We start from the raw sequence: 20453 nt of genomic DNA, 5'->3' as shown, positions 1-20453 counted from the left end.
CAGCTGAGAAGTTCTCACAGTGTGTTGCCGCGACCAGTTGAATCCACCGCCAACTGCGCTAAGCTGGTCAAGATCGATCCCAAGTTGACTACTTTGATCAAAGGCCGAAGTCATGTATTTACCGGACGCGCTTTGATTTCGGCTAAATATCATACAGTAATAAAGGCCTTCAGCATTCGCCGAAGGCCTAGATTTATTAGAACGCGTTAGACAAATTGGAAATCGTCTTGATTCAGCTCTGCAATTGAAACGTTCTTCAAAGTGACAGAATTGCTTATTCCGAGAGTAATCACAGTATCAGCGCCATTCTCGCTTGCGGCTTCAATGATCGCATTGAAGTCGGCAAATGCTGTCTGATCGAACTTGATTAAATCTTGGATACCTGAACCTGCTTCAAAGTCAGTGATGACATCGTTGCCAAAACTGACACCTACAAACCGGAAGGTGTCCGAGGATGAACCACCAGTAAGAGTGTCGTTCCCTTCACCACCGTCGATAAAGTCAGCTCCTTTCCCTCCGTCGATTGTATCTTCTCCCTGAAGGCCAAGCATCGTGTCATTAAAATCACTGCCTGTAAGAGTATCGCTTGCTACTGTGCCCACATCGTCACGGCCGTTGATTGTTATTTTGATCTCTGTGGAAGTGGGAGTATTGCTGCCATTATCGATTTCAATCGTGTAGATTAAAGTAACGTTTTCTCCACGATTTAGATAATCGAACATATGTGCTGGTGCGTCAAATGTAAAATGTGCTCTTCCATACCCTGCAGGTACATTGTCGCCGTAGCCACGTGAAAATCCATCCGAAGTTAAGAAGTCCAGCAAGGATGTGGTATCGAGACCATCCACATTACCGCTGGCTTCAACAGTAATAGCTTTCCCTTCATGAGTATGGGACAAAACGTGTTTATCGTAAAAAACAACGTCTACTGCAGTTTGTACAGGTGCATAATCTGAAGTCTCATCAATAGTTGCTTCTGATTTAACCAAGCTATATTGACCTTCAGCGTCGGGGACGAGTTGATAGGTTCGAGCTCTATGTGAGTAGGCTGTCTGGAATCCTACGGTAACAACTCCGGAGTCTGATATTGAAACAGATGTCCCAAATCTCCCATTTTCATGACTACGCCCAATGTATCCAATGATTGGGGGAATCAAGAATTGTTCCGTGTATCCTCCGTCGGTATCAGGTGTATAAACAGCAACCCCACCCAAATTCGTTACTCGATCGCCTTGGGAATTAATGTAAGTATACCCTGGTACGCCAACAACGATTAACCCGTTGGAGTTTATATCGACTGCTTCTCCAAATTCTTGGTATAAATTGTTTGTAGCTCCTAGCTTCGTTTCATAATAAGTTCCGGTTTCATCAGGTGTATAAACGTACACAGCCTTTTTTGTGGGAACTCCAACCACTATCACTCCATCATCATTGATGGTGATGTTTTCACCGAACTGATCTCTTTCTGCTGCGTCTGATGAATGAAGTTTTACTTCTTCATATCCTCCGCTAGCTTGAGGCCTGTATACAAAAATTGCACCAGCCTCAAATCCCAAGTCATCGTTACTTGGTGAACCAACAACGACTATGCCCTCAGAGTTTATCATGACGTCTTTTCCAAAGGCGTCTTGCAGAGAAATGTCATCTGGAGCTAATCGAGTCTCTAAATATCCTCCAGATCCATCTGGCTTGTAGATGTAGGTAGCGCCGCTGGTTTCGGTATTGTTTTTGCCCCAATAGGCACCAACAACAATGGTTCCATCTTCACCTATGGAGACAGACGAACCAAATAATTCTCTTTGGTCTAAAGATGAGGTTAGTTTGGTTTCGGTATATCCGCCGTTACCATCCGGTTCATAAATATAAATAGCGCCATGATCATCGTTCGCCCTGTACGCGCCGGTAACGATGGTTCCATATTGGTTAATGGCAACATGCCATCCAAAATAATCTGATATTTGACCATCTGATGGAGAAATCCTAGTTTCTATGTAACTCCCGAAACCATCCGGTTGATATACATGTATAATACCTTCTGTCAGATTTGCATGAGGAGCTCCTACAACAATGACACCGTTCTCAGATGTCGCGGTCACATGAGAGTATTTGTCATAATCATTGTTAATTTGAGGCACTATTTCCATATTATTTGGCAGGGCTTCAACCCGTAAATCAGAAACAGGATCGACAACGCCAACAATTGTAACTGTCACTGTTTTAGTAACAATACCACCATGCCCATCATCGACCGTATAAGTGAAAGTGTCATACCCACGTTGTTTTTCAAGCAGATGATCGAACTGTCCATTGGGATCATAATGGAAAACACCATCAATAAATGTGACTGTCCCTTTTGCTTCGCTGCTGTCGAAACTAATCGTATGCGTGTCGGAGGCATCCACATCACTATAATCTGGTGCAATACCGACCTCTTGGTTCTCTAAAGTGGTCGCTTCAATATCTCTGACGATGGGGCGATCATTTTCCCCTTCAACAGTGATTGTTACGTTGCGCGTGATAACGCCTCCGTGACCGTCATCAGCGGTATAAGTAAAGGTCTCTGTGGCACTCTCGCCTTCAGCAAGGTAATTGAAGTGCGGAAACGCCGAGTACTCAAAGTTGTTCCCATAGCGCTCGAGTTTGCCTTTGACGCTATCATCATCCCATGTAATTACTAAGCGGTCTGAACGATCAGGGTCAACGAGACCGGTCTGGATCAAATAGTCACGATCATCTTCTGAGACCGTTACTGCAACATCATCCGCGTGTGGTGTATCGTTAGTGCCGATGATTATGATTTTGGCCGTGCCCTCGGTCGTGCCGCCATTACCGTCATCCAGCTCCACCGTGTAGGTAAGTGTGACTTCCTCATCTTCAGCCAGGTAATTGAACACCTCATAGCCTGCGGTGAAGTCAAGATTGACTTTTCCGAAGAGCGACTGGTCTGAAGTGTCAATGGAGCCAATGGTAAGCAGATCTAACAGTTGTTGTTCGGTGAGCTTGTTCAGGCCGTTCTGAACACCTGATAGACTGAGGCCTTTTATATTTGCCGTGTGGCCTACGTCCGTCACATCCGCATCGGAGAATGACAAACTCAGCTGGCCGACAATGTCCGAGGTGTCGGTTGTTTCATAAAGCGCCAACTCATTGGCGGTCCGGCTATAATCACCATTCGGGTCTGGCTTAATGACGTATATCGCACCAGTATTGATTTCGGTTGTGCTGTCATTACCCGGCTTGCCAATGGTGACAGTGCCATCTTCGCTAATGGCAACAGCAAAGCCAAATCCATCACCGGCAACTACGTCCGGTACACCAATCTTGAACTCTTTATAAGTGCCATCTTCCTGCGGGACGAAGACATAAACTGAGCCAGAGGCGTAGCCGTTTGCTTCATCGTTTGCAGCTGCGACTACGAAGGTACCGCTTGAGTTGATCGCAACGGCAGAGCCAAACGTGTCGCTAGCATCACCATCAGCTGCTATGAATTCAATTGAACCAGAATAATTACCATCTGCATCTGGGGTATAAAGCAAGACGGACCCGGTTGCAGCTCCCCCATCAATCCAATTGCCAGGCTGACTGACTAGTATTTGCCCATTTTCGTTAACAGCAACGGACGTACCGAGTTTGTCTCCGATTTGGAGTTGAGGAGCATCCAGCTTAACAGGATCTGAATATCCATCGAGAGAAGAATGATAGACATATAACGCGCCCGTATCGTTTAGTTCGCCCTTTGCTCCGACAACGATCAGGCCGCTTTCATTGAAAGAAATGGAGCTGCCGAAATTTGCCAGACCTTCACCCTCCGGCGCGGTGAGTTTGATCTCGCTGTAGCCTCCTGATGCTTCAGGTGTGTAGATATATATCGAACCTGCGCCAAGGTCACCATTAGCATCATCGCCAGCTGCGCCGACAATGATTTGACCACTTTCGTTTATGGCTACAGATGAGCCAAAATTATCGAGCTGTGTGGCATCTGAGGCGACAAGCATTATAGGAACGGTATAATCGCCATTGCCATCTGGTTTATAGACATAGACAGCGCCGCTCTCAGAGTTTCCATCGGGGGAAGCGGTGGTCGCACTTACGACAACGGTGCCATCATCGGCAATAGTAACCGCGTCGCCAAAATGATCGCCAGCAACCCCGTCGGGGGCAATGAGTTGGTGTTCCACGTAAGTACCGTCTTCCAACGGCGTAAAGATGACGACTGAGCCAGCCTGATAATTGCTATCTGGTGCATCATCTCGAGCACCGGCAACAATCACGCCATTTCCATTGATCGCAACTGCGTTGCCGAGCTGCCCAGTCTGGACAATCTGGTCGGAAGTGAGCTTGATGAAATCAGAGATCAGCTCTGAGTCTAGAAATACGGGAGTGTGATTATCGCTGGAGGTATTACTGGTATCAAACATATAATATTCCCAAAGTACCGCTTACCATTAGTTGTATGTTGCATATAAGTATAATTTTGCAGTGTGGTCCATAGGAAAAATAATCAGTAAACATTGTAAGTATTTACTTTTATTATATATTTAATGAGAAGGCGCAATAAATGGGTTCGGCTTTTCGACAAATACTAGGTAACAAAAGAATATGTGGTGCTTTGGTGATGCTGACCACCAAGAAATCGAGGTAGCAGAACTTTAGAGTGGCCCCCATCAGCTTTAGAATGACAAAACCTTGCTTTTGGTGTGAGTAGATCAGCTAGACGAGCGGTGATCTCAGTTCTTTCCCGCTCCACGGCCAAGGCTTCGCTCAACCCCTTATGGTCCTTCGTAATCCTAGGCTCAGTATTCAATCGATCGGATAGTGAGTTCCATATTTCACCACAAAACATCAAGGTCTTGGTGGATGGCAAACCAACCAAAGTGCGCACTTACGAAGAACTTGTTGCAGAAGTCAAACGTAAGCAAACTATACAAGCTGTAGCCGCTGCACTCTCAGGTGTGGCTGACGGCATTAACGCTGCAAATGCCGGTTACACTTATCATAGAGGCTCAACCTCTGTTTATGGCAACAGCGGGTACAGTGGATATGGCACTTATTCTGGAACAACCTACAACGCTGCACAAGCAAATCGGGCACAAGCTGAAGCGAACTACTTGGTGTCCTGATCAAGTCCTCGCATAAATCCATAAAGGGCAGCTCAATAAAGTGCTCAGAATACCCACTACGCAGAAAGCATCAACCCTTGATAGAACCGCTCTAATGGCCGGTAATGGCCCGAAATTCTAGCCATTCCTGACGCATCGCGCGTGACCATTTGCATCCGTTCAAGGTTTTCCTTGAGTACCCTCGGTAGAGCATGCCTTCAACTTCAAGTGGGTCTTCATCTAACTTACCGATTAAGGCTGCAGGCACCAATTTGCAGAGGCACGAGAAACGTCTCGCGGAATTTGCTGTCGTTCTCTGCACTAAAAGAACTCGTGTAAGTGAGAGGGCTCCGCTGGCCTGGTGGGTCATAAGCCGTCATTCAAACGTTTCTATTGAGGGTTGAGGCTAAATCAGAGAAATGATGCAGTAGAGTTCTATAGGGGGAGCTCTTTTCACACTAATAATTTCTTAAACACCGAACGAACGAGCCAATGCCAAAAAGAGTGGTAAGGAGCTTACTTTAACTTTGGTAATGATAAGCTGGAGAGAGTTTACCTCGACAGTGAAGGTCAATCCTTATCACAGTTTTGAGGGGCGTATGAAGTTGTTGCGTGACATTTAGCGTCTTTCCGCAAGCGTTGAGCATCTTTCAGTTTCGGGACGGAAGGGGATCACAGGTACCCTCGGCCAGTCCGAGAGGCACGCTGCCAGCCTCGATATCTATGATTGGGGTTGGTTTGAATCCACTTTCGGACAGCACTCATCCTCTTGAAATTACTAGATGATGAACTCATTCTGTGCAGTATTGTGCATCAGTTGAAGTCAAAAGCCAAACCTCCTTGCCTTAATTCGTCCAAAGATTTACCGGCGCAGCTGGGGATTCGGGTGTCTAATGTTCCATTGTCGTTTACCGAGAGCTGTACCGGATTGTTGCCCAGTGGCTTGTAGAACGGGGTGTCATCTTCAGTGCCATCGATGTAGAACACCACATGACCGGCCTCTCGGTTTACAGTGCTCTCTAATGGACAGATTACAACATCAGGCGCATCGCCGAATATACCCGCCTTTGCACTGATCGAAATAAAAAGCGCACCAACAAAAATTGCAGAACCACGTAGTGTCACAGGCATTAATCTCTCCGATCGCTTCAAACCGAGAATTACTCAGTGAACTATGCTGCCAATTGCTCTTCTAAGTGCTAAGTAATCAAGGAATTCTCAGCTTTGATTAATAGGTCATTAATTGATCGAAAGTAAAATAAATAGCGTATACTTGTTAAATATTAATTTTGATTAAGAATACTTGTTGTGTTGCTTTTTTATTCGTTGTATTGATGACGTTGTAGATACATGTTAACTTGAATGATTTAGTCGAATATGTGCTTCGTCTAGAACGCAGCTGTCTTCTTCTTAAGGTAGTAAAGGCAAGAATAACAATGGTGTTGTAGCACCGTGATAAGGCACAGATAGCAAGCCAAAACGATTGTGTTCAGCAACCTTCGATGACTGGTGTTCTCCGATGCTAAGACTTCGAGTATATCTCGTTTCCGCATGTGTACTTCTTCTGGGCCTCGCCTCGTGTGGCGAGGAGCCTCAAACGAGCGTGTCTGAGGTTGTTCGGCCTGTCAAAACCTTTGAAGTCTTGACACCGGAATCCGGCGGAAAACGCTCTTTCCCTGCCCGCATTGAATCTCAAAGACGTGCTGAAGTATCGTTCCGCGTTCCCGGTACGATTGTTGAACTTCCGGTTAAGGAAGGAGAAGCGATTGAACAAGGGGAGATCATTGCGCAGTTGGACTCCACTGATTTTGAGTTGGTTGTGCAGGAGCGAGAAGCAGAACTTTTTCGGGCGGACAGAGATTTTGAACGTATCAAACCTTTGGCAGAAAGGGGTTTTTCTACGGTCAGAGAGAGGGATCGCAGGGAATACAACCTGAAGAGTGCAAAAGCATCGCTGGATATGGCCAAACAGGATTTGGCTTACACCACTTTGAAAGCCCCCTTTGGCGGACGTATAGCCAAACGGCTCGTCGAGAATTATGAAGAGGTTCAGGCGAAAGAGGTCATCATCGAGCTTAGGGACCTTAAAGCGCTGGAAGTGAAATTCGATGTCCCCGAGCAGATCATGCTTCTGGTCAGGGAGGCCTCCGAAGAGTTAAAAGAAACGCGCATAGAACCGGATGTAATCGTATTTTTTGATGCGGTCCCCAACAACCGATATGCGCTGGAATTCAAGGAAGTTGCAGCCACTGCCGACCCTGCAACGCGTACTTTTGAAGCGACCTACATCATGCCCACGCCGGAAGACATCAATGCTTTACCCGGCATGACAGCAAACGTTGTCATCGATCTAACAAAATACATTAAGGCCGCCAATGTTACCTTCATTCCCTCCGAAGCAGTGATGTCTACAAATGACCTTGAGCCGCATGTCTGGATTGTCAACGCTGAGAGTCGGGCATTGGAAAAACGCCACATCAAGGTTGGTGATCTTCGCGGCAACCAGATCGCTGTGACGGATGGACTTGAGCCAGGAGATCGCATTGTGACCGCGGGCGTTCCGTTTTTGGTTGAGGGGATGAAGGTCAGTTTAATGAGCACGCGAGAGCAGGCTGAGGAGCGACCGGAGGATGTGAGTATTCGAAAGTCGGCGGAAGAGAAAGCGCAGTCTTCGCAAACACCGGCAGCTAGTGGTGAAGACGAGAAGCCAGAATAAATAAGACCAAGGATACTCCTATGGATATTGGCGGTTACTCGGTAAAAAACAGAGTTGTTTCTTGGCTCCTCATCATTGTGCTGGTCGGTGGTGGTATTCTTGGCTTTGATGAGATGGGGAAGCTGGAAGACCCCAACTTTACGATTAAAGAAGCGAAGATAATCACGACTTATCCGGGGGCTACGGCGCAGCAAACACAAGAAGAAGTCACCTACCACATCGAAGATGCGGTCCAAAAACTCCCTCAGCTCAAACGTATAAAGATGTCGATCTCCCGGCCCGGATATTCTGATATCCAGATCCAGTTTAAAGATGAATACACGACTGAGCAGTTTCCCAACATTTACGATGAACTGCGCCGGAAGATTGCAGATGTAAGGCACGAGCTTCCTCCCGGTGTTGGAGAGCCGGTAATCGTGGATGACTTTGCAGATGTCTACGGCATCTATCTTGCTATTTCTGGCATGGGGTATACCTACCGCGATCTGAAGGATGTGGCTGAAACTCTTCAACGACAACTCGTTCTTGTTCCCGGTGTACGAAAGATCGTTATTGGCGGTGCGCAGCAGGAGGTCGTCTATATCGAGATCTCACGCGCTCGTCTTGGCGAACTCGGCCTTTCTGCAGAACGCATCTCGGAGTTGCTTTCCTCGCAAAATATTGTTGCAGATGCAGGCAGCGTTCGAGTTGGGGATGAATACATTCGCATTTCGCCAACGGGGGAGTTTAACTCTGTTGCAGTGATCAGCGGCTTGCTCATCAGCTCGGAGGATGAAGGAGCCGATAAAAAGGCTGTCTACTTAGGCGATATAGCAACCATTACTCGTGCCTATGAAGAACAACCTTCAAAGATGGTCTATTTCAACGGACTGCCCTCGCTGACCCTCGGCATTTCGATGTTACCGGGTCAAAACGTGGTCAACACCGGCAAGGCGATCAACGAAAAATTTGAAGAGCTTGTCGATACGATACCAATCGGTATTCAAGGCCATATTATCTACAACCAGCCAGAAGCGGTGGATCAATCCGTCAGCGGTTTCATCGTCAATGTGGGTGAAGCGATTGTCATCGTCATTGTTGTTCTCTTGCTTTTTATGGGGCTGAGAACCGGTCTCATAATCGGCGCAGTGCTGCTGATCACCGTGGCCGGAACGCTGTGGTTCATGCAACTGTTTAATATTGAACTTCAGCGGGTCTCGTTGGGAGCTCTGGTCATTGCTTTGGGTATGCTCGTCGATAATGCAATCGTTATTGCAGAGGGTATGCTCATTCGCATCAAAGCAGGTATGAAGGCGGCAAAAGCTGCAAGCGAAGTGGTTTCAAGCAATGCAATGGCTCTTCTGGGTGGGACGGTAATCGGCATTCTTGCGTTTTCCGCCATCGGGCTTTCTCAAACCAGCACAGGCGAGTTTGCACGCTCGTTATTCTACGTTATTCTTATATCACTTTCCCTAAGCTGGATAACCGCTGTCAGCACGACGCCATTGCTATGCGCTCTCTTTCTAAGGCCAGATAAAAAGACGGAGGAAAGCGAAGAAAAAGACCCTTATGCCGGTAGGGTTTACATGAGTTATAGAAGCGTTCTGGAAACCGCCATTCGGTTCCGCTGGGTTACGGTTTCAGCTGCTTTCAGTTTGTTTTTGGCGGCATTGGTTGGGTTTGGTTACGTGCCACAGGCGTTTTTTCCCAACTCCAATACGCCGATGTTTTTCGTTGATATCTGGGAGGTTGAGGGAACCGACATTCGTAAAACCCGCGACGATACCCTCAAAGTCGCGGAGTTTGTGCGCAACCAGGCGGGGGTAACGCAAACCACATCCTTGATTGGCGGCGGTGATGCGCGGTTCTCTTTGGTTTATGAGCCGAAGGAAAACAGTCCGGCCTACGCACAGATCATTGTTCAAACAGAGACCCGCGATCAGATACCGGATGTCTGGGCCGCCACTCAAAAGTTCATGTTTGAGGAAATGCCGCAGCTCGACCCAATTATCAAACCGCTGCGTATTGGGCCCGGCCGGGATGGAAAAATCGAGGCGCGCTTCCACGGAACAGACCCTGTTCTTCTGCGAAATCTGGCAGGAGAGGCCATGCGTATCATGAGGGCTGATGAAGATTCCAAGGATGTGCGAACGGACTGGCGTCAACCACAAAAGCTCATCAAACCCATATTCAACGAACAGGTCGCACGCCAGTTAGGTATCAACCGGCAGGATTTATCAGTGGCATTAGCGCAGGCCTTTGAGGGGAGTCAGGTCGGGATTTACAGAGACGGGACGCGCCTCCTTCCTATCGTCGTTCGCCCACCAGAGGCGGAGAGAAAAGACGTTTCTCATATTCGCGATGTTGAAGTCTGGAGCCCGATCTTGCAAAGATCCGTCCCAGTGCAACAGGTGGTAAACCGCTTTGATACGGTTTGGGAAGAGACTGTTATTCGGGGCCGAAACCGAATGCAAACCATAATCGCTTCAGCCAATCCGAAAGGGGAGTTGGCGACGCCGTTGTTCAACCGCATCAAAGGGGACGTCGAAGCGATTGAATTGCCTCCCGGCTATTCGTTCAGCTGGGGCGGGGAATATGAAGATTCAGCTGAGGCGCAGGCGGGTATCTATGGTGCCCTGCCAGCTGGTTTTGCTCTGATGATTGTCACCTCTATCCTGCTGTTTGGTTCCGTACGTCAACCACTCATCATCTGGCTGACGGTCCCTTTGGCCATCATCGGCATAACGGCTGGCTTACTCGCTATGAACGGCAGTTTTGACTTCATGTCACTCCTCGGCGCTTTGAGCCTGATAGGCTTGCTCATCAAGAATGCCATTGTGCTCATTGAAGAAATAGATCAGCAGGCCGAAACAAAAGACCTTTACCTTGCTATTGTGGATTCCTGCGTTAGCAGAATGCGGCCTGTCGCTATGGCCGCAGCCACTACGGTTCTTGGCCTTATTCCGCTCTTGCAGGATGCCTTCTTTGTCAACATGGCCATGACCATCATGGGCGGCCTGAGCTTCGCAACGGTGCTCACCTTGATCGTGGTCCCGGTGCTCTACGCAATCCTGTTTAACGTCAAAAACCCCGGACAAGAAAAGCCCCATCTTGCCGGAGCAAGCATATGAGAACAGTCACAAGCAGGCGTTGTCACGGAAACTTCGGCACCAAATTAATGTGTTAACGATTGGTCAGTTGAGTAAATCCATATCGTCCATAAGAGCTATTGTAGAAGCCTTCGAGTGAGCGTGTCTCAACCCATGATGGAAGCGCTTCAATGGCCGCTTGAGGCCCGTGCGATCACTTTGGATACCTCAATATTAAGTATTTGCAGCCTCATTCATTTGCCTGATAAAGCTGGAAACTTGTGTCACGTCTCCTTCAAGGAAATGCGAAGGGGCACTTAGCACAAACTCCTGTACTGCTCTTGTAAAGTGTGCCTGATCGTAAAAACCAGCCTCTGTAGCAAGCTGTGACAGTGGAAGTTTTTCTCCTGAAAGTACAACTGATACAAAATAATTAAACTGAGTTACACGGCAGAAATACTTCGGCGGCACTCCCACTACTTTTTTAAATCGGCTTAGAAAAGTTCTTTCAGCGGTGCCAATTCTCTTAGTAAGCTCCCTCAGTTTAACATCTCCGCGGGCCTCTTCGATGATGCTTACAGCCTCAGAAACAAAACGGGGTGCGTAACTAGCTCTGAGGGCTTGCTCTTTCAAAGCATCTCAGATAGCTTTCTGTACTCTCAACTTCAGCAAGCTCGGCGTCCAACTTTCTTGCAAATTCAGGAGCCAGAGCGCTCACCCGTACTGTCTTATTGATAAGCTCATCACCTAAAATACCAAAGAGCTCATAAAGCCCGGTTGCTGTGAATTCCGCAAGGATGTGACCAATGTACCCATTCCAGTGAACACTGGCATTCGTCCTATATAACTGGCCGCTAAAATGCGTAACCGGCGGGGCCAGTTGCGGGACGACGATATCTCCGACGCAGACACTCCCAATCCCTTTCCATATATGCCCAAGCAAAGGATATCCCGTAGGAGGGGATTGAATGGTGAGTTCACCAACCTGCCGATCAGCAATATGAAAGCCTCTGATGTAACGCGTTAAATCGGGAGGTGGAGGGAATTTGAAGTATACGCTCATCTTGTGTGCTCATCCATCTGCCGTTTTTTACAAGACGTCTCATTCAGGTGCCGATAAAACGTGTCTAAGCATTAGAACCCTTTGAGCACGTTGAATGCTCTTATCATCCAAAGTCTAACCATACGAACGCCTACGATAACCGAAGAGTTTTCTAGGCAATACAACTTCTGACTTTTGCATCAGTCATCAACTCACTTGCCACTACAAAAGATCAACTCCTAAATTTTGAGGTGATAGATGAAACACGTCATGTCACTTCTTGCTTTAGCAGTGTTGTTTTCCTCTTCGGTGGAACACTCAGCTGCGCAAGATAAGGTGAAAATTCGCTCTTGTTCACCAGAATCGAAAAGTAAGATTATAGATGCATTCCAAGAGTTTAAGTTTATTGCACGGAGAAAGAAGAATGAGCTTATCACCTGTATGGATAAAGCCTATCTTGTAGAGCATGGCAGGCAATCTCCCAGCAAAATTGTTGGATACTTGGATCGTGCCAAAATCACCAAAATCAAGTGCAGGAACCTTTCTGGAAGCACAAACGCTAGCGCACATCGGGTTTACGCAAAACGCGGTGTATTTGAAATGGATCGCGATTTCATCCGTGATAACTCGCCGCGCCGTATTGCCAGTGTGATGGCGCATGAAACGATGCATAACAATGGTCTAAATCACCGTGCAAATGACTTCGGATCCATCTACTACAAAAACACTGTCCCAGAGCAGATTGAAGCTTGTTACTTGACAGGCAAACCAAACGCATGGCCAGGGCCAGGAAAAGATAAATATGTCGCAAAGGATATGATCGGTTTCGCACTTGATGGTGAAAACAATATGGTTTTCGCCTGGTATCGGGATGGCTATGTCAGTGCCGGAAGTAGTGATGATCTGGACAGCAAACGTTCGAAGTACCGATACTCCCTAACAAGCGGCTACGAGCCCAGTGATATCGTTGGCATGGCAATGGACGGTGAGAATAACTGGAGTTTTGTCTGGTACAAAAACGGCTACGTCAGCGCAGGAAGCAGTGACGACTTAGACAAGCACCGCAAACCATACAAATACACTCTGGCTCCTGGTTACACGCCTGCGGATGTTGCGGGTATGGGCGTTGATGGTGAAAACAACCTGAACTTTGTCTGGTACAAAGATGGGTTTGTCAGTGCGGGAACCAGCGATGATCTTGATAAGCACCGCCCTCCAAAGCGGGTGATTACCGGGCGCTGAAACTTTCATTTTAGCTAATCAAAATATCTTAGGAGAATGGAGGTTTCTATGAGCAGACTACTCGCATTGGCTCTGTCGATTTTCCTCTTCATGGGCTTTTCGATGAGCCGGGCAGCCAAACTCGAACTCATAAAGGAGTTCGACTACGGAACCGTTAAAGGTATGGCACTAACGAGTTACAATTATCACCTCTCAGAGGGCTATGTGGTCGCTGTGTTAGATGAAAGTAACAACCTGCGTATCATCACATGGAAAAGTAGTGAGACAACGCCATTAGGCACCAGCAGTATTCGTGACACTGAAACCGCTACCCGCTTAGCGATCGCAAAATTGACAGGTCGCAGTTTTGTTACACCCATAAGAGACAGTGACGGGAACCTGCAGATAATCCTCTGGGCGATCTCCGGGAATGGAATGAACATCAATCGCGTTTCCCATTTAACTGGCCCGGAGATTACCGAAGTCACAGCAACGGAAGCAAATGGCGCAGCACTCATTGCTGCCCGGCGTCCGAATGGTCAGGCATTTGCCGTTATGGCGTTCCTGGAAGACAATGCGCTCACTTTGTCAGATGAAGTCAACTTCAATAATGCAAGTAATCTTGCCCTCTCAAAAGGAGTAACAAATATACTTGCCAGAAGAAACAAAGATGGCAACTTACGTCTGACACAAATTCTTCATAGTGGTGCATTTTCGCCGTATGGCGGAGCGTCAAATGGTGGTCTTGAAATTCAAGACGTCGACGTGACCGCGATTATTGATGTAGTGGCTGGACGTTGGGTGACTATCTCTGGGAACGGAAGTATTTCCAAACTCATTGAATGGCGCAAAACGAACGCTGCAATTCCTGGTGAGTTCGAGCGGTATGCACAGTTAGAAATCTATCCAGACATCGGATCCACAACGCAGGCGGTAGTCAAATCGATTCCAACTGGAAAACTTATCACGGGTCAAATCGGAGCATATGGTAACTGTGAAGACCCTATTTACAGTCCCCACTTCTGTGCTTGGATTAGTCTTTGGGATCTAAATGATGATGGTTTTCAGCTATTAAGAAACCAATCAGTTATTGGCGAATTTACGCAGATCGAAACAACAGAGATATCCAAAGTATCTACTTTTGACAGTCGATTTGTTGTCGCCTTTGTTGAGGCAGATGGGAACCTGAAAATCACTGTCTGGGGTGTGGACGGTTAGGCCCCTTGAGATCTAACTTAAATTCACCAGAAGAGCGCAGTTATGACCATTGCTTTGAAGCATGTATCAGTTTTGTCTGCGTTCATTACAAACTTTTTGAGCTTCATAAGTTTCTCAAAATCTATAATAAAAGCTGCTCATTCGCTGGTTGATTAGCGGTGCAGTCTGCAGAACGGATCTGACCTATGCGCCTCTACTTACTTCCATTGGCCACAATGCAACCCGGCAACATACCTGTTCCTGGATACGTCATCCAAACAGATGATAACGTCAATATTCTCATCGACACAGGTTGGCCTCGTTCCTTTATTGACAACCCACAAAATCCACCTGGCCTCACAGTCGAAATGTCAGCGGAGGATTCTATCGTCTCCCGTCTATCATCAATTGGCCTTTCTCCCTTGGACATCCACTACCTTGTTTGTTCACATCTGGATGATGATCATTCGGGCAACCATGACCTTTTCTCCAAGGCAGAGTTGATCATACAACGTGAGCAATACGATCTTGCCAAGGGTGGGCATCCTCGTTTTGCTGCAAACAGAGATGTGTGGGGCAGTGCATCACTTAACTACCGCGTCATTGACGGTGACATGGAATTGGTACCTGGAGTTAAGTTGTTAGAGACGAGTGGTCATGTTCCCGGTCATCAGTCATTGCTTGTCCGCCTACCTAGAACTGGACCGGTTCTGTTGGCCATTGACGCTGTGATGCATAGTTCAATGGCAGATGCTGCAACACGCGAGATGTATATCACTGATATGGATGACGAACTTCGCATACGGGCCAGTACAAAGAAAATCTTTGATGTTACAAATCGAGAAAATGCCGCTCTTGTCATATACGGACATGATAGCGAGCAGTGGTCAACTCTGCGACATGCTCCAGTCTATTACGATTAAGTACGGCAATTGGTTTTAAGGGCTGCTTAGAGCTGCAGAAGTACTTCCCGCAAAGACATTCAGAAAACCTTCCATGTAGACAACATCAACCATTGATGGAAACGCTCTAATGGCCGGTTATGGTCCTCTGCTAGCGGCTACTGCGTCCTGCTTTATCATTGCCTCCAATTTGACTAGCCTTCGCGCAAACAGATCTACTTCCACTTTATTGAACAACCCATGCTCGGGATCTGATGCTTCAGTCCGCAGCCGGTTTTGGCAACCTGACGCATGGCATTGAGAAGTTCTGGTGTGCGGTTGGTTGGGTCGTTGAAGCCAGCATCATGCAAGCTGCCACAGTATTGCAGCTCACCCTTGTCGTTGAAACCGAAGAAATCTGGCGTACAAACTGCATTATAGGTGCTGCCAACTTCTTGAGCTTCATCGACCAGGTAGTCCCAACTGGACCCAGCGTGTATTTTGGGTGTTACGAAGAACAACAAGGGAACATTGAATCGCATTCACCCGCTTTGGTGATTTTGAACTAGTAAGATGCGAACTTTGCTACCGTTCGCAGCGCTGCGAGAACTGAGGTAAGCGAGAGCCTGTTGCCAGAGATGAGGGCGAACACTGGACATTCGGGTGTTTCCCTCAAGGGTTGCTGCTGTCAAAATAATTGTTTTTAGATGTCTTGGTTAGGAGGCGTTGATGGATCTTTGCGGTCACATGAGTATAGTGCCTGTAGTGCCCAACGGATCACAAAAGGCCACTTTGCTCATGGCCCTAGCTTGATAATGGCCAGCTGGAACTGGACAATAACTCTGCTGAGCGCGCATTGAAGTCTTTGGCTCTGAGAAGGAAAATTTATCTCTTCATGGGATTAGAGGGCGGAGGAAAAGCTGCTGCCATCGCCTCAACCTCATTGAAACAGCGAAGCTAAATGATGTCGACCTGCAAGCCTGGCTCACATGGGTGCTGGTCTATATGGCTGATCATAAAATCAATCGCATTAACGATCTCATGCCATGGTGTTACGCTGCTAAATAAGCATAACTGAAGTCCTAATCAATAAAAAGGCCGGGGTCACCAGACGCACACTTTGGGAAAATGGGTATTGCGAGAGCTTCAACGGGCGTATGCGCGAGGAGCTACTGAACAGTGAAATCTTCTATTCCCTCCTTGAATTTCAAATCATCATCGAATGCTGGAGAAAACACTACAACACCAAACGACCCCACAGTGCTCTGAGCTATCACCCGCCAGTCCCGGAAGCCTCCATTCAGATGGATCGAAGGCCAACCATGCACTCACTTTCAACTCGGATCACTCCAATGGGGCTGCTCAGTCGCAAAAATGTTGTCGGAGCACGACATAACCTTATCATATGAAACCATCTGCCCGTGGGGCATCAAGTTTGGCCCAGCTTACAGTCATCGGTTGCGACGCAAAAGAGCACAAAGCTCAGATATCTGGTATCTTAATGATGTTGTGATCAAAATCGAGGGCCAGCGATGCTATCTGTGGCAGGCTCTTGATCTAGATGTTTACATACTGGATGAGATCCTTCAAAAACGACGCAATACCATGGCTGCTAAACGTTTAATGACATATCTGTTACCAAGGTAAGGAGTTGCTCCAAAACGAATTGTTACCGACAAACTCGGCTCTTATGGTGCAGCAAAACACAAAGTGATGCCAGCTGTTGAGTACCTCAGCCATAAGGACTTAAACAATCGCTCCGAGAACTTGCATTTGCCCTCGCGAAAACGAGCCATGCAAAAGTTCAAGTCGCCAGGCCAACTTCAAATATTTCTGGAAACATTCTCCGGCCTGCGCAATCTCTTCGCTCCACCTCACCACCAACGATCCGCAATCGACACTCACCTCTACCGTATCAACGCTTTTTCACAATGGAAACAAGCTGCTGTGCTTGAAGCTTAAAATGCGTCTGGAGAAAACTATTGCGGCAAACTTCAGATTAAGTTGATAGCGCCAAATTGCTGACCACAAGATCAGGAAGGGCCAACTGAGCCAAAAGGGCATTCCAGCGAAGTTTGCGACAGTATCCTTCGAAGTATTAGCTGCGACATAGGTATTATTCTGTTTCTCGCTCAAATTCTAACCAGACTGATCGACTTTCGGGAATATCTTCGCAGGTATTCAGATTTAGGGTACGCCAGCGATGATCTTCTGAAAAGGTGCTGTCAGAATCTGCGCCAACCTCGAAGCAAAGCCCCGTGCCAGTTAATTCAATACGCCCATCTGTACGATGTGTGAAATCTTGTAAAGACGCCCGCACAAAAGGATATTGCGCGATATCAACTTCATCAGCACAATGTTTGATCATCAGCGGGGCACCAGGCAATGTTCTCCCATTCAAACCAACCGCTGTCACGCACCCCCCATAAGCGGGAAAACGAATGGCACCAGGAGAGGAAAAGGTAACGGCCTCGTCTGCATAGAAACCCGGCCGTTTGCAATTATGCGCGTTTAACGGCATGGTAAAGTCTACCCAGTTGCCCGATCCGGCCACGTCAATACAATAACCGTCCTGCGGTCGATCAAGACGATCAGCTAAATAAAGATAACCTGCCTCATCACGCCAATCCTGAGCGTGCACTGTTATGGGAAAAAGTAAAATAGAGGCTAGTGTCCAAAGCATCACTGCAAGTGTTCTCATCAGGTGTCTCCTATAGTCGAAACTTTATTTCGGACATCTGTTATGCCATGCTCAAATGGGTGTGCATCACACGTGCCCTTCAAGTTTCACCAATAAACGTTGCGATCTGTCGCGTTTTCCTCATCAGTACGGATTACAGTTTGGACGTCTTCTGGCCAAAGCTCTCCGCTATTCAACTAATGAAGGCATAGATTGGTCTGGGTATGTGGAGATACCCAGAATTAAATGCGCGTTGCATTTTACTTCGAGCCACAGTTCGACAATCTCTAAAACCTATTGGCTTAACTCCGTCAAAAGAACTCAGTTAAGTCATTTGCTTCAGGATCTTGTCAGCCCGCAGTGGCAAATCACGAACGCGAGCGCCAGTTGCGTCAAAGACGGCATTGGCAAGTGCTGCTGCAGTCGGCCCCTGTGAAGCCTCACCTGCTCCAACAGAGGGCAAGTCTGGGCGGTCAATCAAATGAAGCTCAATGACCGGGGACTGCGCGACACTCATGATTGGGTAATCCCACCATTCGGTACTGGTGACGCCGGTGTGATCGTAAGTCACCTCTTCCATCAAGGTCCAGCTCAGGGATTGGATGATTCCGCCTTCGATCTGATTGAGCACGCCGTCCGAATTGATTACCTGACCGACATCTATGGCTCCAACGACCTTTGGAATGGCTACCTCGCCATTCTCTAAATCTACGTGTACGTCGACGACAATTGCGAATATGCCCGATGTATTCCGATAGCGTCCAAATGCGAAACCACGTCCAGTGCCCTTTTTGTTCGAACGACCAGACCAATTGCCTTCTTCTGCAACCTTTTCGACAATCGCCCGATAGCGCGGATTGCTGAGGTGCTGCAACCGGAACTCAATCGGGTCCACATCAGCATTAAAGGCGACTTCGTCCATAAAGCTTTCCATAGCGTAGTGATTGGAATAAGCTCCCAGACTGCGCATCGCTGAGACACGTAAAGGCATCTCGGGCAGAAGGTGCTTTGTCAGCCTCTTGTTCGCGATATCATAGATCGGATCACTGTTACGATCCGCCCCGAACATGGAAGCTGCGCTTTGAAATGCATAGGGTTGCATATCGCTGTTAGTAGACCAAGCGGGCATGAGGCCACTACGATTACCCCGGCTCATTTGGGATTGCAAACCCGGACGCGCAATATGAGCACCTGACCAGAGCGTGTGCTCATAGGAGCGCAGCCTGTTGTTGGAATCAAGTTCGGCAGCAATTTCAATACGCATTGCCGTGCCAAATGGTGAATGGGCCAGCTCATCTTGACGCGACCACATCACACGTACTGGTAAATCGGTTGCGCGGGCTAAGAGCGCTGCATCCATCGCTACATCATCTGCACCATTATGGCCATAACATCCGGCTCCATGGGCATGAATGAAACGCAGGTTACTCTCAGCCATCCCTAGTACGTTTGCCATGTCACGCCGGGCTGGGTAGACACCTTGCGTATGCGACCACACCGTTAGGATATCGCCATCAACCTGAGCAATCGCACAAGATGGTCCGATCGAACCATGGGCATGAAAAGGACGATAGTAAGATGCTTCGAAACGCTCGCCACCGGCAGAGTTAACATCGCCAACCTCCAGAAAAACACTGTCGAATGACGGCAGCGTTTTAATCCGTTCAGGCAACTCCTCTAGCGGTGGTTCAATGGGCGGGATGTCCCAGCTTGCACCTTCGGCCAATACTTCAGCTGCAGCCACAGCTTGTTCTTCACGTTCCGCAATCACGCCAAGAAAACTACCATCCCGTACAACTGAGATCACACCGTCCATTGCACTGACGGTGTCGATGGATGCATCCACGAGTGTGAACTTCGGTGCTGGGGGGCGTACGATGCGGCCATGAACCATGCCCTCAAGGCGAATATCGACGATATAAGAGGCTTCACCGTATAGTTTCGCCGGTAGATCAGCCCGTTGCTGGGGCGTACCCACAAGCTTATGGTCTGCTGGGCGCTTTGGTTGAGCATTGCCAGAGATCGGGATATTTATTTCCAAACCACCGACCAAAGACCAATAGGTTATGTGACCGCCGTCCGGAGCGATCACCTCTCCATCTTCGACACGGATGTCCACCAAATCGGCGTGGAGCCTGCCCGCTGCCATCTTGACAAGATGACGGCGGATTTCGGCACTTGCGTGGCGTAATGTCATACCACTCGACTGTATCGATGCGCTGCCTGCCGTATACGATTCATCTGGTGACCGGTCAGTGTCTGGATTGATCACCTTTATGCGCGCAAGATCGACATCCAGTTCCTCTGCAACGATTTGCCCAAATGCAGTCTGAATTCCCTGCCCAAGTTCAGCCTTGCCAGAGGACACATAAACGCTGCCTTTGGGATCTATGCGAATCCAGGCATCAACTGTCGATTCATTTGGGCGTCGCATTTCTCCCTGAGCAGTACGGATAGAAACCGGCAATGCAAAATAGGCGGTGAGCCCCCCAATGCCGTGTAGAATGGAACGTCGAGAAAGTGATGCTGTGTCAGGCTTAATCATGATT

Annotated in this window: 14 protein-coding genes and 2 pseudogenes; 10 read left to right on the top strand and 6 right to left on the bottom strand. The window is 47.9% G+C overall.

Annotated elements, in window-relative coordinates; all coding sequences use genetic code 11:
* Window positions 1-206: 206 nt before the first annotated feature.
* Window positions 207-4418, bottom strand: a complete 4212-nt coding sequence (locus PsW64_RS07640) for a VCBS domain-containing protein (protein ID WP_063303256.1) — start codon at window positions 4416-4418, stop codon at window positions 207-209.
* A 303-nt stretch (window positions 4419-4721) separates the two neighbouring features.
* Between PsW64_RS07640 and PsW64_RS07635 the strand changes: the two genes are divergently transcribed.
* Window positions 4722-5120, top strand: coding sequence for a hypothetical protein (locus PsW64_RS07635; protein ID WP_153042352.1), 399 nt, complete (start codon window positions 4722-4724; stop codon window positions 5118-5120).
* A gap of 792 nt (window positions 5121-5912) precedes the next feature.
* On the opposite strand, the gene PsW64_RS07630 is transcribed toward PsW64_RS07635, so the two are convergent.
* Entirely contained in the window at window positions 5913-6230 is a 318-nt protein-coding gene (locus PsW64_RS07630; RefSeq protein WP_063303254.1) for a hypothetical protein, read from the bottom strand.
* A gap of 472 nt (window positions 6231-6702) precedes the next feature.
* Here PsW64_RS07630 and PsW64_RS07625 point away from each other — a divergent pair, with 472 nt between their 5' ends.
* Window positions 6703-7815, top strand: a complete 1113-nt coding sequence (locus tag PsW64_RS07625) for an efflux RND transporter periplasmic adaptor subunit (protein WP_063303253.1) — start codon at window positions 6703-6705, stop codon at window positions 7813-7815.
* Window positions 7816-7835: 20 nt separating this feature from the next.
* Window positions 7836-10925, top strand: a complete 3090-nt coding sequence (locus tag PsW64_RS07620; protein ID WP_063303252.1) for an efflux RND transporter permease subunit — start codon at window positions 7836-7838, stop codon at window positions 10923-10925.
* 192 nt (window positions 10926-11117) lie between these two features.
* Here PsW64_RS07620 and PsW64_RS07615 read toward each other — a convergent pair whose 3' ends face one another.
* Window positions 11118-11516, bottom strand: a complete 399-nt coding sequence (locus PsW64_RS07615) for a helix-turn-helix domain-containing protein (protein WP_063303251.1) — start codon at window positions 11514-11516, stop codon at window positions 11118-11120.
* A gap of 667 nt (window positions 11517-12183) precedes the next feature.
* Here PsW64_RS07615 and PsW64_RS07605 point away from each other — a divergent pair.
* From PsW64_RS07605 to PsW64_RS07595, 3 genes are all read left to right on the top strand, one after another.
* Window positions 12184-13167, top strand: coding sequence for a hypothetical protein (locus PsW64_RS07605; RefSeq protein ID WP_063303249.1), 984 nt, complete (start codon window positions 12184-12186; stop codon window positions 13165-13167).
* Window positions 13168-13215: 48 nt separating this feature from the next.
* A complete protein-coding gene (locus PsW64_RS07600; RefSeq protein ID WP_153042351.1) occupies window positions 13216-14364 on the top strand; it encodes a hypothetical protein in 1149 nt (382 codons plus the stop codon).
* A gap of 185 nt (window positions 14365-14549) precedes the next feature.
* Window positions 14550-15266, top strand: a complete 717-nt coding sequence (locus tag PsW64_RS07595) for an N-acyl homoserine lactonase family protein (protein ID WP_063303247.1) — start codon at window positions 14550-14552, stop codon at window positions 15264-15266.
* 194 nt (window positions 15267-15460) lie between these two features.
* Here the strand turns inward: PsW64_RS07595 and PsW64_RS27040 are convergent, their stop codons facing one another.
* Window positions 15461-15766: a hypothetical protein gene (locus PsW64_RS27040; RefSeq protein ID WP_208980639.1), complete on the bottom strand. Its 306-nt coding sequence runs from the start codon at window positions 15764-15766 to the stop codon at window positions 15461-15463.
* Between the two features lie 314 nt (window positions 15767-16080).
* On the opposite strand from PsW64_RS27040, the gene PsW64_RS28425 reads away from it, so the two are divergent.
* The 4 genes and pseudogenes from PsW64_RS28425 to PsW64_RS28140 all read left to right on the top strand — a co-directional run bounded on the left by PsW64_RS28425 (window position 16081) and on the right by PsW64_RS28140 (window position 17186).
* A complete protein-coding gene (locus PsW64_RS28425) occupies window positions 16081-16185 on the top strand; it encodes a hypothetical protein (RefSeq protein ID WP_244277247.1) in 105 nt (34 codons plus the stop codon).
* A complete protein-coding gene (locus PsW64_RS28420) occupies window positions 16167-16292 on the top strand; it encodes a transposase domain-containing protein (protein WP_446737462.1) in 126 nt (41 codons plus the stop codon). Before PsW64_RS28425 ends, PsW64_RS28420 begins: the two co-directional genes overlap by 19 nt.
* Window positions 16293-16345: 53 nt before the next feature.
* Window positions 16346-16633 (top strand): annotated as a pseudogene (locus PsW64_RS28145) (integrase core domain-containing protein); the annotation flags it as partial.
* Window positions 16599-17186: pseudogene (locus tag PsW64_RS28140) on the top strand (IS6 family transposase). The pseudogenes PsW64_RS28145 and PsW64_RS28140, both read left to right, overlap by 35 nt.
* Before the next feature lie 154 nt (window positions 17187-17340).
* Here the strand turns inward: PsW64_RS28140 and PsW64_RS07580 are convergent.
* The gene (locus tag PsW64_RS07580; protein WP_082831048.1) at window positions 17341-17925 is read right to left on the bottom strand and encodes an RICIN domain-containing protein; all 585 of its coding nucleotides are present in this window, start codon (window positions 17923-17925) and stop codon (window positions 17341-17343) included.
* A 304-nt stretch (window positions 17926-18229) separates the two neighbouring features.
* Window positions 18230-20449, bottom strand: coding sequence for a xanthine dehydrogenase family protein molybdopterin-binding subunit (locus PsW64_RS07575; protein ID WP_063303244.1), 2220 nt, complete (start codon window positions 20447-20449; stop codon window positions 18230-18232).
* Window positions 20450-20453 lie beyond the last annotated feature (4 nt).

Source organism: Pseudovibrio sp. W64, from assembly GCF_001623145.1.
Lineage (GTDB): Bacteria > Pseudomonadota > Alphaproteobacteria > Rhizobiales > Stappiaceae > Pseudovibrio.
This window is presented reverse-complemented; position numbering and strand designations above follow the sequence as displayed.

What these genes read in the sequence shown, in the direction of transcription:
- PsW64_RS07630 (WP_063303254.1), bottom strand. Translation starts at nt 6,230, where the DNA reads ATGCCTGTGACACTACGTGGTTCTGCAATTTTTGTTGGTGCGCTTTTT.
- PsW64_RS07605 (WP_063303249.1), top strand. Translation starts at nt 12,184, where the DNA reads ATGAAACACGTCATGTCACTTCTTGCTTTAGCAGTGTTGTTTTCCTCT.
- PsW64_RS07620 (WP_063303252.1), top strand. Translation starts at nt 7,836, where the DNA reads ATGGATATTGGCGGTTACTCGGTAAAAAACAGAGTTGTTTCTTGGCTC.
- PsW64_RS07575 (WP_063303244.1), bottom strand. Translation starts at nt 20,449, where the DNA reads ATGATTAAGCCTGACACAGCATCACTTTCTCGACGTTCCATTCTACAC.
- PsW64_RS07595 (WP_063303247.1), top strand. Translation starts at nt 14,550, where the DNA reads ATGCGCCTCTACTTACTTCCATTGGCCACAATGCAACCCGGCAACATA.
- PsW64_RS27040 (WP_208980639.1), bottom strand. Translation starts at nt 15,766, where the DNA reads ATGCGATTCAATGTTCCCTTGTTGTTCTTCGTAACACCCAAAATACAC.
- PsW64_RS07640 (WP_063303256.1), bottom strand. Translation starts at nt 4,418, where the DNA reads ATGTTTGATACCAGTAATACCTCCAGCGATAATCACACTCCCGTATTT.
- PsW64_RS07580 (WP_082831048.1), bottom strand. Translation starts at nt 17,925, where the DNA reads ATGAGAACACTTGCAGTGATGCTTTGGACACTAGCCTCTATTTTACTT.
- PsW64_RS07600 (WP_153042351.1), top strand. Translation starts at nt 13,216, where the DNA reads ATGAGCAGACTACTCGCATTGGCTCTGTCGATTTTCCTCTTCATGGGC.